Raw genomic sequence first — 19,663 nt, 5'->3', positions numbered from 1 at the left:
CACGGCATTATGTGTAGTGAGAAATTTTATGTACGAATCTCTACCAAATAGGAATTTATCAGAAGCCGGTGAGCTGTCTCAAGCTTTTAGTAAGCTTGGATTGTCGAGTTTTCATGAGGCGTGCGAGTATGTATGGAAATTACCTTACGGTAGAACGAGCGATAGAGCTAATTGGAGGCTTATTTTAACCGAAGGCCAGGGTGCATGCAGTACAAAGCACGCTTTATTAAAGGAGCTAGCCGATGAGTTGGAAATCAGCATTGATTTAGTTGTTGGTATTTACCCCATGACTGAAGCCAACACTCCTGGTGTTGGTAATGTCTTGACTGAATATGGCTTTGAGTTTATTCCAGAGGCTCATTGCTATCTTAGCTATCAAGGCGTTAGAGTGGATCTGACACGATACGGAATTGAAGCCGATGAAGTGATAAACGACTTCTTCTCTGAGAAAGTCGTCGAACCAAGTGGAATTGGTGAGGAAAAGCAGGAATTTCATAAAGAGTACATTCGGAATGAATATGGTGAATCTGAATTTGAAGAGATTTGGAAGGCCAGAGAAGAGTGTATTACGGCAATCAGCACATAACCAGTAAAGGCAGCGGACGCCGCAAGCGTCGCCGCGCTGCTTTGGGCGTTATACCTCTTCAAACAAAGGAGAACTAAATTGAAAAAAGTCGTTCTTTTTTTCTTGTGCGTGTTTGTAACAGCGTGTTCTGGAACGGGAGGAATTATTGGAGGCCTTGTACCAGCGCCAAAGTTTCTAGAAGGAGAGGTCGAAGGCGATATGTATATTGCCGAGGGTCGTGTGTTTCAGGTGGGCTTGCCGCATCCTCCAAGCATTGATGGATACGAGTGGACGTACACAAAGGTTCACGAACACCAGGAAGAAAAGTACACAAAGGTAGTGTTTGGGCCAGCTGCGTTTGATATTAATTATTATCATGTCACATTAGTTAATGCTCCTTCTATTGACGATATATCTAAACATTCGGAAGGTCTGTTTAATCAATTAACCAAAATGCAGCCCTATCGGGAGGTTCACACGGCGGAGCAGCTCGTGAACACTGAAATCGAGATTAATGGCAATAAAGGTTTTTACGTAGCCTTCAAAATGGGGCCATCTCAGTGGCTTTTGTGTGGGGTGGTATACCTTAACCAAGGGTACTATGTGGTCGAGGCCGATATTTCTAGGTCCTTTGATGGTATGTATAACCCATCCGAAGAAACTGTAAAAAACAGAGAGTACCAAATTTTCAATCGCTTGTTAGAAACTTTCACAAAGCAGGTATAACAAAGCAAGGTACCGGACTCGCTTCGCTCTCCGGTGCTTACTGCGTTAAGTGCTTGAGTAAGTCAATTTATGGAAGATGAACGATCAGTAATTGTGACCTTTGATGCAGAAAAAGTAGAAGCAGAAAAAGAGTCAATGCTTAGGATTTTTACTGAAATGGACGATGGTATTGAGTTGCCTATTGAGCACAAAAAAATCGCTGCGCAAGCCCTATATGAGAGAATACTCTCCAAGAAAGAAATTCATCTATTGGCTATGGAAGCGGACTATATCAAACTAAAGGCACCGAGTTCATTGCTAGACATTTCATATTATGAATAACTGTTTAAATTATGCACTTAACAAGGGCCGGCAACGGACTTGCAAAACGGTCACTTGTTTTGCAAAAAACCGCAAAACAACCGCCCATTTTGCAAGCCGCTGCGGTCGGCGTTATGCACTGAATCTAATATGAAATCTGATTACAAGTGGCTAGACAGCTGGGTAAAAGAGATAAAGGGGAAGTCAGTTCTAGAGCTTGGTGCAGGTACGGGTATAGATACGCAGATTCTTAGATCTATTGCGAGTAAACTGATAGCGACTGACTTGGTGCGAAATGATCCGTTGGATATTGAAGAGCTAGATCATAGCGAGCCATTGCCATATGAATCAAATAGTTTTGAAGTGGTCGTAGCAAGTCTCTGCTTACATTACTTCGATTGGAATAAAACTGAAGAGATAGTATCCGAACTTTACAGGGTATTAACGCCTGGTGGTATGTTAATAGGCCGAGTAAATTCGAAAAATGATACCAACTACGGAGCAACTGGTTACTCTGAAGTTGAATCGAACCTCTTCATTGTAAATAATCAAGCTAAGCGTTTCTTCGACAAAGCTGACTTACGTAGGCTCTTCAACAAAAAATGGGATATCTCGTTCTTTGTGGAAAAGACTATAGATCGCTATAGCATGCCGAAAACTATTTTGGAGTTTAGGGCTACCCGTGCATAACAAACTCAAGCAGGTTGCTCGGAACCTAACCCGCTTTTGCACACACCTCCACCTAACTGGTAAGGAGGTGTCTTATGGCACGAAGAAAGCACTACAATCGTTACGATGACGATTTTAAAGCAACAGCGGTTTCGCTAACCGATATCCCCGGTGTACTAGCAAAACACGTGGCTGATGCTCTCGATATCCATGAAGTGATGCTTTATCGTTGGCGCATGGAAATGCGACGGGGGCAGATCATGGCAAAGAAGAAAAGCATCAACATAGATCCTGAGGTAAAGTCCGAGCTGAAGCGTCTCAGGAAACTGGAGCGGGAGCATAATCTGCTTCAGGAAGAGCACGCCCTTTTAAAAAAAGCCATCCGATTCTCTTTACAACAAAAAGGGAAATCTTCGAGTTCATAGATCAAAACCGGGAGAAGCACAGTATCGCAATGATGTGCCGGATCTATGACGTCACCCGTGATGGATACAATTCTTGGCGCCGCCGTGGCGTGTGTGAACGTCGACAAGAAGATAGTGAGCTGTTTGCACATATAAGATCAATTTTCAACCGACATGATGGCTGCTATGGTAGTCCCAAGATCACCCAGGAGCTGAAAAAGAGGGGTATAAAAGTTGGTCAAAAACGGGTGGCAAGGATCATGCGAAATCATGGTCTTAGGGCTGTAAAATCGAGGCTCTACACGGCGAGGCCGGGTACTTACAGACATGTTTACGGGATCACATGTAAGATAGAGGGAATCAAGCTAACTCGCCCGAACCAGCTGTGGGTGGGTGATGTTACTTATATAAAGCTCCGAGATGGCAGCTGGCAGTACTTGTCAGTAGTCATGGATCGCTTCAGCAGGAGGGTTGTCTCTTGGTCCCTGAGTGATAGAAGGGATGTCTCTTTGACACTGGCTAGTATCGATAGGGCGGTACGAAACCGTGGACATCATCCGGAGCTGATTTTTCACTCTGACCGTGGCAGCGAGTACTTATCGGGCCAATATCGCGAGCGATTGCGTCGATATGGGATCTGTCAGAGTATGAATCGCGTGAAGAATATGAATGACAATGCATTCATTGAGTCATTCTTTCACCAATTTAAAACGGAGCGTATTAAGCGCCAGGTATTCGATTCTGCACAACAACTAAGAACGACAGTGACTGAATATATGCGCTACTACAACAATCAGAGATCGCACTCGTCAATTGGGTATGTTTCACCTCAAGAATTTGAGTATAAAATCAAATGCTAACAACTAGGTGTGTGCAAAAGCGGGTTAAGTCCCCTCCGGCCCTTCGGGCCTCCACGGGATACCCAACGCTATGCATCTTTTGTGCAAGTCGCTGGGCTCCCAGTTTTGCACAAAAGGTGCACAGCATTGGTTGTCCCTGTTACGGGCGTTAGAAGTGCATAGGTATGAAGACTGTAATCTCTATTCTAGCTTTGTTTCTTTTAGTTGCCTGCACAGGGAATATGATCAAAGGTGAATGGCACCATGCAAGTGATCAAAGCCACACTCTGATAAGGTTTGAAAATGGAGATGACTGTTTCATCTTTGTGGGTGGGTCTGTCGATGGAATGGCTTCTGAGTGTAAGTATCAAAAAATAGGGGCGAATTCTTACGAATTGTGGTTCCTGGATGAAGTCGGAAATACAGAGGAAGGTGATTATTTACCACTTACTTACGATCAAGAGAAAGACACCATAACCGTTATAGCTGAGGAGCGTACTATTGAGCTTCGTAGAAAATAACTTCACTTCTAACAAGGTGGTGTTGTTCGCCGCGCAGAAGGCGCGCGGCTGGGACAGCCTACACGCCGCTTCGCTCTGTTTCGGCTGCCCCTGCTAGCGGCGTTATGAGGCTTGAGGTCTGAAATAAATAATGAGAATGATTTTTCTAACCAGTATCCTTTTATTGGTAGACTGTAGCAAACAAGCTAGAGAACTTACTCCAGAAATGGAAGGTCAGGCTAGAGAAACAATCGAGACATATTTAAAAAAGAATCAATTGCCTCTTGAGGGGTTAAAACCATTTAATTCTTCAGTATCGTCAAAACCAGATTTTGGCTTTTATATACAGGTGGTGGCCGTGCACCGAGTTCGTAGTTACATGTCATGGCAGCAGCTTCACAGACTGGGCAAAGTATACATATGATGAGCACGGTGAAAAATTCCCATACAAGGCCGGACAATTTGCTACGGGCCTTCGGCCCTCCGCGGGACAGCTTACCTTGCGCACCTTTTGCGCAGGTCGCTGTACTCCCATTTTTGCGCAAAATGCGTACAAGGTAAGCTACCCCTGCCGGCAACGTTAAATGTTAAATGTCTGAACCAACCACGTAGAGATTATGAAATGGTTAGCATCCTATTTGTATTGAGCCTTGTGTGCATGGTCGTTTGCCTAGCAATCGCACGGAAAAGGAATCTAAATCGAGTTTTATGGGTTATCTTGGGAGGGCTTTTTGGCCCCATTGCAATACCGTTCGCTCTTTTTCTGCCAAGCAAACAGGATTGAGAAAATGCCTCTGTTACAAAGTTTATGGAGGAAATGCTGTTATACCTGTTTCGCCATACTAGTTTTTGTCCTATCTACGGGTTGCGATAATTTTTCTCCGCTAGAGGGTCATTCACCCGTAGAGGACGAATTTAGCAAGTTAGCTGCTGATGAGCGCATTTTGTTCAAGCCAGGCATGGAGGAAAATGCCCTACTCGTTCAAAAAATCCTAGATGATCAAATAAAACTAATTGAGGGTGTGCATGACAAGCCTTTCTCGAAAAAGGTAATCGTCCATATTTGTGATACCCGAGAATGCTTTAACTCATACACTGGTTTAAAAGGGGGTATTCTTGCTGCTGTAACTTCAAACGGCCTATTCCTCTCATCCTACGTGACTTCAAACGAGGACTATCCCATTTGGCTGGCGCATGAGTTGTCGCACCTACACCTATTCCAGCAGGTTTCAATATTCAAAGCCACATTTATACCTCAGTGGTATCACGACGGTTTAGCAACCTTTGCGTCTAAAGGTGGCGGTGCTACTCGTGTCAGTAAAGAGCAGGCACTAGCTTCTATTCGTTCAGGGAGCCATATCGTTGCGGCAGACAAAGGGGCACTTTTTAGCACACGCTGGCCACTGAATTATCCGCCCTCCGAAGATGCTTGGACGCAGCAGCATATGGACTATCGCCAAGCATCGCTATTCTATGAGTTTATTCACCCACGAGGGGGTATAAAGTTACTTCGGGCTATAGAAAATGGAGAGAAATTTGGTAATGCATTCTTGTCTGTGTATGGAAAAACACCGGAAGAAATGTTTCGGCAGTTTAAAGCAGAAATTAGTCCAAATGAATCGCAGTAAAGCATTTAACAAATGGCGGCAATTCGCACGCTGCGCGTGCCGGACTCAGCACTACGTGCTTCGCCGTTGCGCCAGGCGTTATGTGTAAATCACTATGAGCATTTTATATTGGCTGGGTTTAGGTGGCTTGGCTGTTATTGCCTTCTACTTATTTAAGAAGTGGAAGGTGCGTTCGGTTGAGTGGAAGCCTGAGGAGGTTGCAAATCTCCTTGAGTCATGGATCAAGGATGATGTTGACTACAAAAGCTGGGATTACTTTGAGGCCTGTGAGATTGCTAACCCAAAATTAGAAGTAATTCGGCAGCGAGCTATTAAAGCAATACACATAAATTCACCTTATATCGAAGTTTGTGGCCGGGATGAAGGTAAACTAAATGAAAAAGGCAAAGAACTATTTAAGGAGCTAAGAAAGCAATGCTTTTGATTTATTATTGGCTATCCACAGTACATAACAAGTTACCGTATCCGATCACCTACACCCTGGGCGTTTTGTGCTGTACGCTACGGTAGCACTTTCCGGTACCTGCTGAGCAAAACGTTATGCGATCACGTTTTTTGAACCCTGAATTTTTCTAGATATTTGAGAAAGAAAATATGGCAGACTACCCAGAAGCGCTCGACTATATGCTGGCGGCATGGAACGAGCCTGACTCTACCAAAGTGCGCGATCACCTTGAAAATGCCCTAAGTAACAATGTCCGGTTTGTTGATCCGTCCATTGATGTCTCTGGTATTGATGGATTTGAAAAAAATGTCCATGAAGTGAAATCAAAGCTTCCAGGTGCGGTTTACTCTCGAACTAGCGGAGTAGATTCTCAGCATGGGTTTCATCGCTACCATTGGGCTATACATCAGGAAGGCAAGTTACTTATGGCTGGGTTTGATGTAACAGAAATAGATGGGCAAGGAAAAGTATCTTGTGTAATAGGTTTTTTTGGTGATATCCCTGATCGCTAGTGGCAATGGTATTGTGTGCGGTAGTGGAAAGGCGCATAACGAGGCGTTGAACCAGGCGTAAGGGGTTTGAGGGGTTTTTTGATTTAAGTGCTAAAGTAATAACTTTATTGTGCTAACCGGCTTCGTACCAGAACACCCGCGCAAGTTGGCTTTACGTTAAGTGAATAGCTATGAATCGATTTCTAATCACTCTTGTATGTCTGGTTGCTTCTAGTTTGGCGTTTGCTTGTACCGCTCCTAAAATGGGGTCTGAGTTTGACAAGCTCATTAAAGTAGAAAAGATTGCATCGAATACATTCCAGGCGACTATTCCTATGAATGCTGAGGGCTTAAATTACGGAGCTGAAGCAACTATAGAATACTATCCTGAAAATTCTGAGTATAGGTTCGGTGAATATTCAAAAAGAGTTCATTTAAAAGAAAGAGGCACTGAGTATGTTTTACTTTCGATCTAAAAAAGATTGAAGGGCATATTCCATTCTTACAAGTGTTTTAGTATCCAGAAATGTGTTGCCTGTGTGGTGCTTACGGTAAATCAAATGACCTTGCACTTGAGTGAACCACTTAACAATGCATGTTGTCGGACTAGTTTTCTGTTCCACTCTAAACTAGCCATAAAGCGTGGTGTTTGTTTTTTGCCGTCGTTTGGTGTCACATTAAAATTAAGGGAAATTAAGAGTGTTACATTGGATTAAAATTGAACATTCGGGTGTGGATTAGTTCTTAGAGATGCCTCGCAGGCTTTATTATGAGCTTTATGTGAGATCTTTTAATTCAGCTCAAGGATTAAGGCTCATTATTGATGGAAAATAAGGAAAGCCAGTTCTTTAGCTTTTGTCGAAGAAGCCATTCGTCAGGGATTGTATTTGCGGCTGTGATTTTGGTATATATTGTGGGGAATTTTATTGCCTGAGTCTTCCATATTTATTAACTACTTGTGCTTCTCGCATTCATATTATGGAGTGCAGTTAATTTTTCAAGGTTTATGGCTCGGCAAATGGAAATTCTCAGAAGGTATCTTTCGTGGGTAAAATATAACACATAGCAATCCGCAGCAATCGCTCCCTTTGGTCGCTGGGACAGCCAAAACACTGCGTTTATTTGTTCGTCCCTTTGCGGGGCGTTAAGTGATACAAGGAGAGTAAATGAAATCATTCACAATAAATTTTTTGGTCTAGTTGGAGCTTGGCACATGATAGATCTAACTTCCGAAAATTTGCATAATTTAGTCTTCGCTCCGTTAGTATTTACGGGCTTCCTAATTTCTAGTGTACTGTGGTTTATAGTGAAGTTTGGAGTAACTCAGGGCTCTAGCTCGGATGGTCACTTTAGCAGTGGTGATTCTGGAGGTTTTGGAGATGGAGGGGGTGGTGATGGTGGGTGTTAAATCAGCTAACGAGGGCATGTTGTTCGCCGCTATCGCAGGCGAACGGCTTATGCTACGCTTCACCCACCGCATGTGAATGTTATGTGGCAAGCTGCAAACGAAAGGTTGAGAGATGGAATTACAACTGTTAGCCGAGAATAAACAAGCGTTACCAATTGTTGCGGAGTGGTATTTTACGGAATGGGGTTACCTAAGGGAAAGCAATAGCCTGGCTAAAACTCGATAATCGCTTTCTGACTACCTAAACACCGATAAAATACCACTTCTCGTTATAGCAGTTGATTCAGGAGAAATCTTGGGTGCGGCACAGTTGAAATATTGTGAAATGACTATTTACCCAGAAAAGGAACATTGGCTCGGTGGTGTGTATGTTTCCAAGTCCCATCGCGGAAAGAAAATCGCAGAAGCAATCATTGACAGAATTATCTCACTAGCAGAACAGCTTGGTGTGTCGAAGCTCTATCTCCAAACGGAGCATCTAAACGGCGGTCTTTATAGTTGTTTGGGTTGGAATCCAATAGAAAAAGTTACTTATTGCGGCTTAGAAGTCCTTGTAATGGAGAGAGAGCTCACCGTATAACAAGGCAATGAATCAGATATTTTGAAGTATGCTTCCGCTGCGCTATAGCGCGTATTTAGAATGCCGGTTATAGTGGCGGTCAATTTTTGGAAGGATTGTAGTTGCTGCAAGCTTCAATCTCTACCTGAGTACATTTTCCCAGAGAGTTTTCCTTCAAACTGCTAGTGCAGTTTCATTCAAGTGCCTTTCTTTTAAGTCAACAAGTCCTACAAGCCTGATGCTCCATTGTGGAGTGCTAATCAGATAGTTAACTGGTAAGGAATATATGCTATTTTACCCAGCAAATTTATCAGGCTGTAGCCAGTTAAAAATGGTTGGCAGGGAGCCAGTTGGTTGATCAGCCCGCTTTGACCGTAAATGGTCTGGCTGCTCCTGTTGGCAATGTTAATTGGCTATGTGGCTGATAGAGCCAAAGTTTAGGAATATGAATGCATGGATAATGTGAAATGGTACAAAAAACCTGAGATGGTTGTTGCTTTCTCAGCTCTATTAATTAGTTTCGTTACGGCTATAGTTAGCATGTATTCTGCTTATGTAGATCGTGCTTATGCTCGAGCTTCTGTTTGGCCAAGGTTGGAAATACATCGTAATTTAAACACCACACATTTTGAATATAGTGTAACGAATAGTGGGAATGGTCCTGCTGTAATTAAGTATGGGATAGTTCAATACAAAACTGAGCCTATCAAATTTTGGAATGACATTCCAAATTTACCTAGTATTACTCAATCCCACATTAGCAATAGAATACTGTCACCACAAAATACGGTTAAGCCATTATCCTATACAGGGAAAGAATTGGATAAATTTGACGAAGCCGATAAATTTATAGGTATAGAGCTCTGTTATTGTTCAATCTATGAAGAGTGTTGGCTTATTGACAAACTTAATGAGCCCAAATCTGTTAATGGCTGCTTGGTTGACAAAACAATAGCTTTCTCGCAATAAGAAAATTCTTAACAGCATCAATCGTGATTCCAAGCTCGGCGACTTTATTGTAAAAGGTACAATAAAGTCGCCAAAATTGCGCCACAAACTAAGAAATTACTGACACCGTTTTTAGTAGTTGTTTTTTCTTAGTTTCTGGGCTGGTATCTCCAATGCCTAGAGGGAAGGTGGCCAAAGCGCAGTCCGGTGAGGTGTTTTTATCAGGCAAGTGGTTGACATTGAGTGATGCTTAAATCAAGATGAGTAAATGAATACAATTTCAACTCAACCAACTGCTCGAATTATTCTTATCATTCCATAAGAATGGTGGGATTGTTGATGTGTTACTAATTTATCAAACCCGCCAAAGAGGCGGGTTTTTTGTCTCTGCCTCTGGGGGTTGCACTAGGTGAAGGAACTAGAATGAAAAAAATAGCAATCTTTGGTAAGCCAGCTAATGGGAAATCTACTTTAGGTAAAAAGCTAGCGTCAGTAACCGGTATAAAATTGTATGCTTTGGATTCCATTTTATATCAGCAGAGTGGTCAAGAGGTAGATCTTCATAGCTATGAAGAGACTCACGGGAATATTCTCGCTTCAGAAGAGTGGATTATTGAAGGCTTTGGGTCAATAAGCTCATTGGATTCTTTTAATAGACGCTTAAGCGAAGCTGATACGCTTATCTATATAGATTTACCTTACTTTGTTACCTATTGGTTGGTGACGAAGCGGCTCTTTACAGGATTGTTTAAGAAACCAGAAGGCTGGCCTAATGGGAGTTCCATTTTAAAGGGAACGCTTGAGAGCTACAAAATATTAAAGTTCTGCCCAAAATTTTGGAATGATAGATTTTTACAAAGATTGGAAAAGCTATCGGTAAATAAAAATTTGTATGTTATTCGATCGATTTCTGAATTGAATAGCTTTGTTGAGAAAAATGTGTAATAAATAATCTAGTAATGTGGTACAAAAATTTCTATATCCGGTCATGCTGAAAGTATCGAAAAGTTATTCCTTCAGTAAGCTTCTGGTTGAGTTTGAATCGACATCTGTGGGTAAGTCTGAGGTGGTCAGTAGGAATATTTATTTATAAGTTTTCGAATTTTAAAGTGATGAAACTTATAAAATTAATAAAACGTTTGCTTGGATTTTCTGAGTCTTAACTTATGTTTTATAAATGTTGATTTAACTAGCCCTTTTTTCATGTGATTTCTATATAATTCCAGATAGAGTATACATTGTATTTATAGTACGCTTAATGCAGAATTGTCTGTTACATGTTTATTTCGGATGTTTTGGAATCACAACTAAAGGTATGTATTCATGATAAAGATCAGGAAGCCCAATTTACAGTTAATTTATGTTTCGGATATACAGCACTCTGCTGAATACTATCAGAATTTATTTAATTTTGAACCCTACTTTGTAAGCCCTAGATATGTAGTTTTTAAGGTTGATGGGGTTGCGGATTTTGCTATTTGGTCAGGTGGCGAGTCTCCAGAGCATGAGTCACCAAGATTTGCAGAGATTGGTATTAATCTTGAGACTGATACCGAAGTGAAAGAGCTTTATAAAGAGTGGAAGGCTGATGCTGGGATAAATATATATAAAGACTTATATACAGATGTCTTTGGCGAGACCTTCTTGGTTAAGGATCCTGATGGTCATGTTATCCGTGTATCTTCTGCGGACTAAATGCTACTTTTTGTGAGGTTAATATGAACTCAATACGCTGTCCATAAATGTGAAAGGTTTACCTGCTTTTTTATTGTCCGTAGTGATTTTTTCGAATGTATATTGGGGTTTTTTGTGGTGCGCTAAGAGCCAGTCAATTTGCTGCTTTTAAATACATAGGTGGAGAAATTTATGCTTCAAGCATTGATATCGGCAGGTGTGGTTTTATCTTGTTAAAGTTCCTTGAACGGGGTAAAAATCGAGGGTTGGATGGGTTTGCATCTATAGCTTTTGTTCTTGTGCCGGCACTGCTGATCTTATTGGCCAATATTGGAGCTAGGATAGTTGGAGTTGATAAGCGTTTTTTGGTTCCGCTAGCGCTTTTGTATTTTATCGTGCCTTTGTTTATGCTGCGTCTGCAATTTGATTTATCTTGGGGTCGGTCATTTTTATATAGCTTTTTCGTTTTCTTGGTTGTGATAGTTGTTGATAGTTTGTTTTACCTGATGATCGGTTTTATTAGTAGATGATAGTTTTCCATTGGTTTCTATTCTTGGCAGATAGATTATTTATTTAAGTGAATATGCAGAGTAATCATTATTAGGCTTAGGAAGATTTTTTCTGTCGCTGTGCTCCACCTGTGTGATCCTACTTGTTTTATCGTAGGTGCTGTGTTTGGTATTGGTCGATGAGTTTTAATTGTTGGTAGAAATTATGTTGCAGAAGTTAAAGGCCTCTCTGGGAATTGGTGCGGCTAAGGTTGATACGGTACTGGAAAGCGCGAGTGTATTTCAGGGAGGGCTAATCACGGGGAATGTCCATGTTCAGGGGGGTGATATTGAACAGGCGATTGAAGCTATTAACTTAAAGCTTTGTACCGAAGTGAAAGTTGAAAATGACAATGGTACTAGCCATGTCAACATGATTTTGAGCGCTGTAAGAATTATGGAGCCATTTACCATTGGTGCTGGTGAGGGTAGAGAGATTCCCTTTGAATTCAAGCTAAACGATGAGACACCCATCACTGCATTGGTGGCTCGAAAGAATCAGTGTCGGGTTTGGTTGGAAACGGCACTGGATATTGATTTTGCCATTGATCCTAAGGATCGAGATTATCTGGAAATAAAGCCCTTGCCGGTGGTGCAGTCTATTATTGCAATGATTGAGAGCGAAGGCTTTGATTTGGTGAAGACAGATGTTGAAAAGGGCTATTTGAATGGGGGCGCTTTTTCTTCTAAATCTGGGTGCTACCAAGAAATTGAATTTAAGGGCGGTGGCTTCTTCGGGGCGAAGGAAATAGAACTTTCATTTATTTTGGATGGTGAAATGGTGCATTGCCTGGCCGAGATTGACCGTAGATTTGGCGGGAGCGGTGATGAATATCGGTCTTTCTGCCTCGGTATCAATGCCAGTGATAATGAGGTTCAAACTGCGGTTGGGGCAATTCTCTCCCGCTGACCTCGATTGTTATGTAACTTTCGGGCGATAGCCTCAGATGACCAACAATAAACCAAATGTTGCCGGGTAATAGCCCGGCTATATTTTGATTCGCTGCTCCTAAAAACAATATCTTACGTCAATTACCCTAAACAGGAGTGATTGTAGTGATTTCACATATTTCACTTGGTGCCAATAACCTGGAGCAGGCTCGCAGTTTTTATGGTCGGTTAATTAGCTTACTTGGGGGTAAGGAAATTTATGCGTCTGGTAGAGTGGTCTTTTGGGAATTTCTCAACGCCTCTACGAAACTCGCGCTCACTGTGCCTTTCAATAATGAGTCTGCCAACTTTGGTGATGGCACTATGGTTGCTCTTAAAGCCGAAAATAAAAAGGAGGTTGATCGTATTTTATGGCTCTTAGCTTGGGTGCTGTGAGCGAAGGTGAACTTGGCCATAGAGACCCTGGAGCCTTTTGAGGGGCTTATTTCCACGATCTGGATGGAAATAAGATAGCGATCTTTTCCCGCTGATGCCCTTCAGCTTATTTTGTGGCCTCCAGTTCGGCCACCAGGGTAGTAATCAGCTCTGCTGCGGGTAGTGCCCGGCATAGAGGGGCTCCCTGGCCGGCCCATTGCACGGCAAAGCTATCACTGTCTGCTGTACTTGAAGCGTTGGCGAGCGCTTTGCCAGCACTGTAGCAGATTGGGTAGTCAGGTCTTGTCGGGGCGTTGTGGTTTAGATCAGTGTAAAAGCGGTTGGAGATACCGCGAGCAGGGCGCCCAGAGATATTCGCAGTAACAGCAGTGTTATGGGCGTGCTCACTTTTAAGTGCTTTTCGGTAGTTTTCGTCAGCGGCGGACTCTGGGCAAAGTATAAATGCGGTTCCCATTTGCACAGCACTGGCGCCGAGGGAAAGAGCCGCATGTATTCCGGCTCCATCCATAATGCCTCCTGCAGCAATAATAGGCAGGTTGCTTTGGCAGCAAAGCAGGCGAACCAAAGCGAGTGTACCTATTTCCCGGTCTTCCTCAGGTACAAACACCCCTCTATGGCCACCGGCTTCTATACCTTGAGCAATTAAGGCATCCATTCCCGCTTCTTCTGCGGATTTTGCTTCCTCTGGGGTTGTAGCGGTGGCAATCAGGGTGATACCAGCATTTTTTAAAGCATTGATTGTGGCTTGATTGGGCAATCCGAAATGAAAGCTTACCACTGCGGGCTTTTCCTGCAGGAGCATCTCAAGCATCTCGCGGTTACCAAGAAAGCTTGGGTAGGGTTCGTGTAATGTTTGTGGAGGTGTTGCCCCTAATTCTGAGAAATATGGAGCCAGGAAATTGAGCCAGGTGTCCTCACGTTGAGCATCTGCAACTGCAGGTTGATGACAAAAGACATTGACGTTGAAAGGGTGCTGAGTAAGTGCACGGGTTTGTTGGATTTTTTCGGCGGCTTTTTGCGGGGAGTAGGGGCCGAGCCCGATGGCGCCGAGTCCGCCCGCATTGGAGACGGCCGCAGCCAATTCAGGGGTAGATACACCGGCCATTGGTGCTTGAAGAATGGGGTGGGAAATTCCTAGTGTTTGCAGAAAAGGTTGCACTGCCCGCTCGCCTCGCTGTTCATGCTCAAAGGAAACTCTGGAGAGTTTACTGTGTTTCTGCGGCCCTCAGGAATACCTAGCGGGATATTAAGCGGTGATGTTGAGAGAGGTTCGTGCTTCGCATTGCGGTATCTCAAGGGGCGAAATTATGAACCCACCTTAGGGGAATTCCGGCGCGCTAGCTATAGCGTGCCGGAAGTAATTTGCGAATCGATGGGAATGATTCAGGGCTTGGGCTTACAGGTGCAGGTTGAGGCCAATATAGGCCCCTTTGATTTCAATATCGCTTTGCAGGTCATCCAGCTCATCGAGGTTTAAGGTCATTACGCGGTAGCCGGCCTCAATCGCCAGGTCCACAGCAGGTACGAAATCCCAGCGAACTTTTGCAGTGAAATCTGTGAGAGTATCGCCGCGATAAGCTGTGCCATTGCCCTGAGCAATAATGGACCAGCCGCTAAATGGCAAGTCAAACCGGGCCATTCCGTAAGCCATTGGCAGGTAGCCAGTTAGCTGGATATTTTCGGCGCGGTCTTCACTAATGGCGGTAAACTCACCGTCATACTTACGCGCGGTAATTCCCAAGTCCAGATTTACCCAGTTATCCAGAATTTCGTAGTAGAAGGTGGCGTCGGTATGGGTGAGGTCGAGATCGGTGTTGATGGTTGCGCCGATCTGGAAGGTTTCATCGTCGAAAGTCACAGTGCTTTGCAGTTCAGCGCTGCCATCGGTATCAATATTGCTGTGTGCAAGCATGATATTGGGTACTAAGGGGATCGGGTGCTCCAGTGCGGCCTGGATAAAGGTGATGTGGTCCTCGCTGAGGGAAAGCTCATCTACATTGAAATCATCTTTACCAATATCCCCGTTGTAATTTGGCAGCCAGGCACCGATGCTGGCATCAAAACCGAGAACTGTATCCGCGTTGGCGGTAGCGCTGCCGAGAAGGGCGCACAGTGCAATAGCAGATTTCTTCATGAGCTTCTCTCCGTGATAAATTTGTCGCGGAGTGTACAGGGTTATTTTTTTTCTGTTGCTGTAAGTTGCACATTTTTACAAATTTGTCGGCCAATAGAGCGAGCTGACGTTTATAAGATGTTTCTGTTTCCTTGAAAAAGTGTGAAGTCATGTCAGAAAAGTGGCATGAATTTAGAAGGAATCTCGATCAACCAATTGCCAAATAGAAATTCACGGGTTTGCTTCAAAAAGCATCTGCTGCAGTGCGCTGGCAGCATTGCTGAGCGTACGGCCACGATGGCTGATTACGCCGAGGTTACGCAGGACCTGCAATTTTTTTACCGGTAATACCGCCAAACTCTCATCCACCAAGGTTTGGGGTAAAACGCTCCAGCCCAGTCCGACACAGGCCATCATTTTGATCGTCTCCAAAAAATTGGTGGCGAGCTTGGCGGTGAGCTTTAAGCCCAAGGCGTCGAACTCCCGCTTGATCAGCCGCCCGGTATAGGTGTTGAGATCCGGCAAGATCGCGGGGTAGTTGGCTAGGTCAGCCAGTTCCAGCTCAGGGATTCTGGTGAGTGGGTGGCCGGGTGCAGCCACTACCACACAAGGGTCTGGCCAGATGACTTGTGCGTTTAGGTGGGGGTAATCCTTGAGGGCCAGGGTAACTACGGCCAGTTCGTACTTGGCGGCCATTAGGGCTTCGTAGGCCTGCTCAGAATCTACAAAGTCGATATCCAGGGCAACCTGTGGGTAGCGATTGCTGAATTCCTTCAGCACTGGCGGCAGATGGTGCAGGCCCACATGGTGGCTGGTGGCGATACGCAGGCTGCCGCTGACATTATTGCCAAGGGCGCGCAACTCCTGCTCGGTATCGCTGATTTCGTTGAGGATATGGCGAGCGCGGGGCAGTAGGGCGCGCCCGGCATCGGTTAGTTGCAGGCGCCGGCCGATGCGGTCAAACAGCGGGGCCTGCAACTGCTGCTCCAGGGCTGCGAGGCGCTTACTAGCCGCGGGCTGGGTCAGGTGCAGCTGTTCTGCAGCCCCGGATACCGAGCCCTGCTCGGCAATTGCCAGGAATGCCCTCAACCACTGAATTTCCAATCGGTATACCTCCTAATAAGGGAACTCTGGCCACGGTAGCGCCTCAGAGTAAAGTTCAAATTCCATAAAGGAATAGATTGAATAATAAATATAAATTGGTGTTATTTTCCAGGCCTAGTTAGACTCGGGGTTACAATTATTGAGAGGAACGGCTGTGGCAGGGCAAACACTCTACGACAAACTCTGGCAGGACCACCTGATCAAGACCCGTGACGATGGCTCCGCACTGATATATATCGACCGTCATCTGATTCATGAGGTGACTTCCCCCCAGGCCTTTGAAGGGCTGCGCCTGGCTGGCCGCAAACCCTGGCGCAGGGACTCCCTGGTCGCTACTCCCGATCACAATGTGCCATCCGAAAGCGCTGAACGCGCCGCCGGTGTCAGTGGTATCCGCGATGATATCTCCCGTATTCAGGTGCAGACCCTGGATGAGAACTGCCGGGATTTCGATGTGGTGCAGTTCGGTATCAACGAGCCGGGGCAGGGTATTGTGCATGTGATTGGCCCGGAAACCGGCGCCACTCTACCGGGGATGACGGTAGTATGCGGTGATTCCCACACCTCTACTCATGGTGCTCTGGGGGCTTTGGCCCACGGTATTGGCACCTCAGAGGTGGAGCATGTAATGGCCACTCAGTGCCTGATCCAGCGCAAGATGAAGAATATGCTGGTGCGTGTGGATGGGACTCTGCTTCCCGGTGTTACTGCCAAAGATGTGGTACTGGCGATTATCGGCAAGATCGGTACTGCCGGTGGTACCGGCTATGCCATCGAGTTCGGTGGCGAAGTCATCCGCAAGATGTCCATGGAAGGTCGCATGACCGTGTGCAATATGGCCATCGAAGCCGGTGCCCGCGCGGGCATGGTGGCGGTAGACCAGATCACCCTCGATTACGTGAAAGGCAAGCCCTACGCGCCAAAAGGCGAACAGTGGAATCGGGCAGTTGAGGCCTGGCGTCATCTGCACTCCGATGACGATGCGGATTTTGATCAGGTTGTAGTACTACAAGGTGAGGAAATTGAGCCCCAGGTGAGCTGGGGGACTTCGCCGGAAATGGTTGTGCCCATCAGCGCCAGTGTGCCGGACCCCGCCGCCGAAACCGATGCCACCAAGAGTACCGGCATGCTGAGAGCTTTAGAGTATATGGGTCTGAGTGCCGGGCAGAAGATCAGTGATATTCGCCTCGACCGCGTCTTTATCGGCTCCTGTACCAATTCCCGTATTGAAGACCTGCGCGCAGCAGCCGCTGTAGCCAAGGGCCGCAGCAAGGCCGATAGTGTTAAGCAGGTATTGATTGTACCGGGCTCCCAGGCGGTCAAGGCCCAGGCGGAGCGCGAGGGGCTGCACGAAATTTTTGTCGAAGCCGGTTTCGAGTGGCGCGAGCCCTCCTGTTCTATGTGTCTGGCAATGAATGCGGACAAATTAGGAGCTGGAGAGCACTGCGCCTCCACTTCCAATCGCAACTTTGAAGGGCGTCAGGGTTACGGCGGTCGCACGCATCTGGTTAGCCCAGCGATGGCAGCTGCGGCGGCGATTGCCGGACACTTTGTTGATGTGCGTGAGATGGCACCAGTGCAAGCGCAAGAGGAGATGGCCTGATGAGAGCATTTACCCAGCACCAGGGCATCGTGGTGCCTATGGATCGCGCCAATGTCGATACAGATCTGATTATTCCCAAGCAGTTTCTGAAGTCCATCAAGCGCACTGGCTTCGGCCCCAATCTGTTTGATGAATTGCGCTATCTGGATGAAGGTTTTCCCGGCCAGGACTGCTCGAACCGCCCGATCAACCCGGATTTCCCCCTGAACTTCCCCCGTTATGTGGGTGGCTCGGTGCTGCTGGCGCGGGAAAATTTTGGCTGTGGTTCCAGCCGTGAGCACGCCCCCTGGGCGCTGGAAGATCACGGTTTTCGCGCAATCATTGCACCCAGCTTTGCCGATATTTTCTTTAACAACTGCTTTAAAAATGGGTTGCTGCCAATCGTCTTGCCAGAAGAAATCGTGCACCGCCTGTTCGAGGAAACTCACGCACAGGAAGGTTACACGCTTACGGTCGATCTTGAGCAGCAGCATATACATAAGCCCTGTGGTGAGGCGATTGCCTTTGAGGTGGATGCCTTCCACAAGCACTGTTTGATCAATGGCCTCGATCATATCGGCCTGACCCTGGAGCACGCTGGTGATATCCGCTCCTATGAGGCGGCTCGACGAGAAAAAGCCCCGTGGCTTTTCGATGCGGTTCAATAATTAAAGGAAACTCCTGTGACAAAGAAAGTGATGATCTTGCCGGGTGACGGCATTGGCCCGGAAATTGTTGAACAGGCCATGGCAGTGCTGGAGGTCGTATCCGGTAAATACCATTTGGGCCTTAGTTTTGAGCAGGGTCTGATTGGTGGTGCCTCCATCGATGCGCATGGCGAGCCCCTAACCGACGAAACGCTCAAGGCCGCAGGCGAATGTGATGCGGTATTGCTCGGCGCTGTCGGTGGGCCCCAGTGGGATACCCTGGCGCGTGAAATTCGTCCGGAAAAGGGGTTGCTGAAAATTCGCAGCGGGCTCGGTCTCTATGCCAATCTGCGCCCGGCCATTCTCTATCCGCAACTGGCCGACGCCTCTTCGCTCAAGCCCGAAGTGGTGGCTGGGCTGGATATTCTGATTGTGCGCGAACTCACCGGTGGAATTTATTTTGGAGAACCCCGCGGAATTCGCACCCTGGAAAATGGTGAGCGCCAGGGTTACAACACCTACGTGTACAGCGAATCGGAAATCGAGCGTATCGCGCGCTCCGCATTTGAAGCGGCGCAAAAGCGCAATGGCAAGCTCTGCTCCGTCGATAAAGCGAATGTACTGGAAGTCACCGTGCTCTGGCGCGAAGTGCTGGACCGCCTGGCGCCGGAGTATCCGGATGTGGAGCTGTCGCATATGTACGTTGACAACGCCGCGATGCAGTTGGTGCGTGCTCCCAAGCAGTTCGATGTGATGGTAACCGGCAATATGTTCGGCGATATCCTCTCCGATGCCGCTGCCATGCTCACCGGTTCTATCGGAATGCTGCCGTCTGCCTCTCTGAACGAGAATGGTTTTGGTCTGTATGAGCCCTGTCATGGTTCCGCCCCGGATATTGCCGGGCAGGGCATTGCCAACCCCCTCGCCACTATCCTGTCTGCGGCGATGATGTTGCGTTACTCCCTGAATATGGGTGAGGCGGCGGATGCCATTGAGGCTGCGGTAAGTAAGGTACTGGAACAGGGGCTGCGTACCGCTGATATTTACACAGAAGGTTGCCGTAAAGTTTCCACAGCGGAGATGGGTGCCGCTGTTGTCGCCGCGCTGTAAGCGCGCTGCGTCACACATTTACCTTTTTTACTATCGCGCCGCTTTCTCGGTGGCGCACGCTGATCACATCACTAACA

Annotated in this window: 25 protein-coding genes; 22 read left to right on the top strand and 3 right to left on the bottom strand. The window is 46.2% G+C overall.

The annotated features are described in order from the left end of the window. Positions 1-28: 28 nt before the first annotated feature. From ACJJI0_RS09230 to ACJJI0_RS09140, 19 genes are all read left to right on the top strand, one after another. Positions 29-586, top strand: coding sequence for a hypothetical protein (locus ACJJI0_RS09230; protein ID WP_444885629.1), 558 nt, complete (start codon positions 29-31; stop codon positions 584-586). Positions 587-664: 78 nt separating this feature from the next. After that, positions 665-1,291, top strand: a complete 627-nt coding sequence (locus tag ACJJI0_RS09225) for a hypothetical protein (RefSeq protein WP_444885628.1) — start codon at positions 665-667, stop codon at positions 1,289-1,291. A gap of 69 nt (positions 1,292-1,360) precedes the next feature. Further along, on the top strand, positions 1,361-1,612 hold the full coding sequence (locus tag ACJJI0_RS09220) for a hypothetical protein (protein WP_444885627.1): 252 nt from the start codon (positions 1,361-1,363) through the stop codon (positions 1,610-1,612). Between the two features lie 129 nt (positions 1,613-1,741). After that, on the top strand, positions 1,742-2,281 hold the full coding sequence (locus ACJJI0_RS09215) for a class I SAM-dependent methyltransferase (protein WP_444885626.1): 540 nt from the start codon (positions 1,742-1,744) through the stop codon (positions 2,279-2,281). A gap of 74 nt (positions 2,282-2,355) precedes the next feature. Further along, positions 2,356-2,685 (top strand): transposase, encoded by a 330-nt coding sequence (locus ACJJI0_RS09210; RefSeq protein ID WP_444884643.1) that lies wholly within the window; start codon positions 2,356-2,358, stop codon positions 2,683-2,685. Beyond that, entirely contained in the window at positions 2,646-3,524 is an 879-nt protein-coding gene (locus ACJJI0_RS09205; protein WP_444885917.1) for an IS3 family transposase, read from the top strand. Before ACJJI0_RS09210 ends, ACJJI0_RS09205 begins: the two co-directional genes overlap by 40 nt. Positions 3,525-3,688: 164 nt before the next feature. Further along, complete coding sequence (locus ACJJI0_RS09200) at positions 3,689-4,024, top strand: hypothetical protein (protein WP_444885625.1); 336 nt, start codon at positions 3,689-3,691, stop codon at positions 4,022-4,024. A gap of 710 nt (positions 4,025-4,734) precedes the next feature. Then, positions 4,735-5,631 (top strand): hypothetical protein, encoded by an 897-nt coding sequence (locus tag ACJJI0_RS09195; RefSeq protein WP_444885624.1) that lies wholly within the window; start codon positions 4,735-4,737, stop codon positions 5,629-5,631. A 94-nt stretch (positions 5,632-5,725) separates the two neighbouring features. Beyond that, positions 5,726-6,055 (top strand): hypothetical protein, encoded by a 330-nt coding sequence (locus ACJJI0_RS09190; RefSeq protein ID WP_444885623.1) that lies wholly within the window; start codon positions 5,726-5,728, stop codon positions 6,053-6,055. Between the two features lie 170 nt (positions 6,056-6,225). After that, on the top strand, positions 6,226-6,588 hold the full coding sequence (locus tag ACJJI0_RS09185; protein ID WP_252085146.1) for a hypothetical protein: 363 nt from the start codon (positions 6,226-6,228) through the stop codon (positions 6,586-6,588). Between the two features lie 170 nt (positions 6,589-6,758). Next, a complete protein-coding gene (locus tag ACJJI0_RS09180; protein ID WP_444885622.1) occupies positions 6,759-7,043 on the top strand; it encodes a hypothetical protein in 285 nt (94 codons plus the stop codon). An 864-nt stretch (positions 7,044-7,907) separates the two neighbouring features. Continuing rightward, a complete protein-coding gene (locus ACJJI0_RS09175) occupies positions 7,908-8,051 on the top strand; it encodes a hypothetical protein (RefSeq protein WP_444885621.1) in 144 nt (47 codons plus the stop codon). A 180-nt stretch (positions 8,052-8,231) separates the two neighbouring features. Then, complete coding sequence (locus ACJJI0_RS09170) at positions 8,232-8,555, top strand: GNAT family N-acetyltransferase (protein ID WP_444885923.1); 324 nt, start codon at positions 8,232-8,234, stop codon at positions 8,553-8,555. Between the two features lie 432 nt (positions 8,556-8,987). Next, on the top strand, positions 8,988-9,503 hold the full coding sequence (locus ACJJI0_RS09165) for a hypothetical protein (RefSeq protein WP_444885620.1): 516 nt from the start codon (positions 8,988-8,990) through the stop codon (positions 9,501-9,503). Between the two features lie 360 nt (positions 9,504-9,863). Beyond that, a complete protein-coding gene (locus ACJJI0_RS09160) occupies positions 9,864-10,427 on the top strand; it encodes a P-loop NTPase family protein (protein WP_444885619.1) in 564 nt (187 codons plus the stop codon). Between the two features lie 378 nt (positions 10,428-10,805). Then, positions 10,806-11,177, top strand: a complete 372-nt coding sequence (locus ACJJI0_RS09155) for a VOC family protein (protein ID WP_252085151.1) — start codon at positions 10,806-10,808, stop codon at positions 11,175-11,177. Positions 11,178-11,272: 95 nt separating this feature from the next. Further along, positions 11,273-11,686, top strand: coding sequence for a hypothetical protein (locus ACJJI0_RS09150; RefSeq protein WP_444885618.1), 414 nt, complete (start codon positions 11,273-11,275; stop codon positions 11,684-11,686). Positions 11,687-11,870: 184 nt separating this feature from the next. Further along, on the top strand, positions 11,871-12,614 hold the full coding sequence (locus ACJJI0_RS09145; RefSeq protein ID WP_444885617.1) for a sporulation protein: 744 nt from the start codon (positions 11,871-11,873) through the stop codon (positions 12,612-12,614). 146 nt (positions 12,615-12,760) lie between these two features. Continuing rightward, on the top strand, positions 12,761-13,030 hold the full coding sequence (locus ACJJI0_RS09140) for a VOC family protein (RefSeq protein ID WP_444885616.1): 270 nt from the start codon (positions 12,761-12,763) through the stop codon (positions 13,028-13,030). A gap of 106 nt (positions 13,031-13,136) precedes the next feature. On the opposite strand, the gene ACJJI0_RS09135 is transcribed toward ACJJI0_RS09140, so the two are convergent. The 3 genes from ACJJI0_RS09135 to ACJJI0_RS09125 form a co-directional block, all read right to left on the bottom strand. Beyond that, positions 13,137-14,189 (bottom strand): NAD(P)H-dependent flavin oxidoreductase, encoded by a 1,053-nt coding sequence (locus tag ACJJI0_RS09135; protein ID WP_444885615.1) that lies wholly within the window; start codon positions 14,187-14,189, stop codon positions 13,137-13,139. A 237-nt stretch (positions 14,190-14,426) separates the two neighbouring features. Continuing rightward, entirely contained in the window at positions 14,427-15,164 is a 738-nt protein-coding gene (locus ACJJI0_RS09130) for a TIGR04219 family outer membrane beta-barrel protein (RefSeq protein WP_444885614.1), read from the bottom strand. A 210-nt stretch (positions 15,165-15,374) separates the two neighbouring features. After that, on the bottom strand, positions 15,375-16,247 hold the full coding sequence (locus tag ACJJI0_RS09125; protein WP_252085156.1) for a LysR family transcriptional regulator: 873 nt from the start codon (positions 16,245-16,247) through the stop codon (positions 15,375-15,377). Positions 16,248-16,401: 154 nt separating this feature from the next. Here ACJJI0_RS09125 and leuC point away from each other — a divergent pair, with 154 nt between their 5' ends. From leuC to leuB, 3 genes are read left to right on the top strand one after another with little or no spacing between them, the layout of a single operon-like run. Then, the gene (leuC, locus tag ACJJI0_RS09120; protein ID WP_444885613.1) at positions 16,402-17,850 is read left to right on the top strand and encodes a 3-isopropylmalate dehydratase large subunit; all 1,449 of its coding nucleotides are present in this window, start codon (positions 16,402-16,404) and stop codon (positions 17,848-17,850) included. After that, positions 17,850-18,497, top strand: coding sequence for a 3-isopropylmalate dehydratase small subunit (gene leuD, locus ACJJI0_RS09115; protein WP_444885612.1), 648 nt, complete (start codon positions 17,850-17,852; stop codon positions 18,495-18,497). Before leuC ends, leuD begins: the two co-directional genes overlap by 1 nt. A gap of 30 nt (positions 18,498-18,527) precedes the next feature. After that, positions 18,528-19,586: a 3-isopropylmalate dehydrogenase gene (leuB, locus tag ACJJI0_RS09110; protein ID WP_444885922.1), complete on the top strand. Its 1,059-nt coding sequence runs from the start codon at positions 18,528-18,530 to the stop codon at positions 19,584-19,586. The last annotated feature ends 77 nt before the right edge of the window (positions 19,587-19,663 follow it).

The sequence above is a fragment of the Microbulbifer mixtoriginis (SeqCode) genome (genome assembly GCF_052466695.1).
The sequence above is the reverse complement of the archived record's forward strand: the minus strand, read 5'-3'. Positions and strand labels throughout refer to the sequence as shown.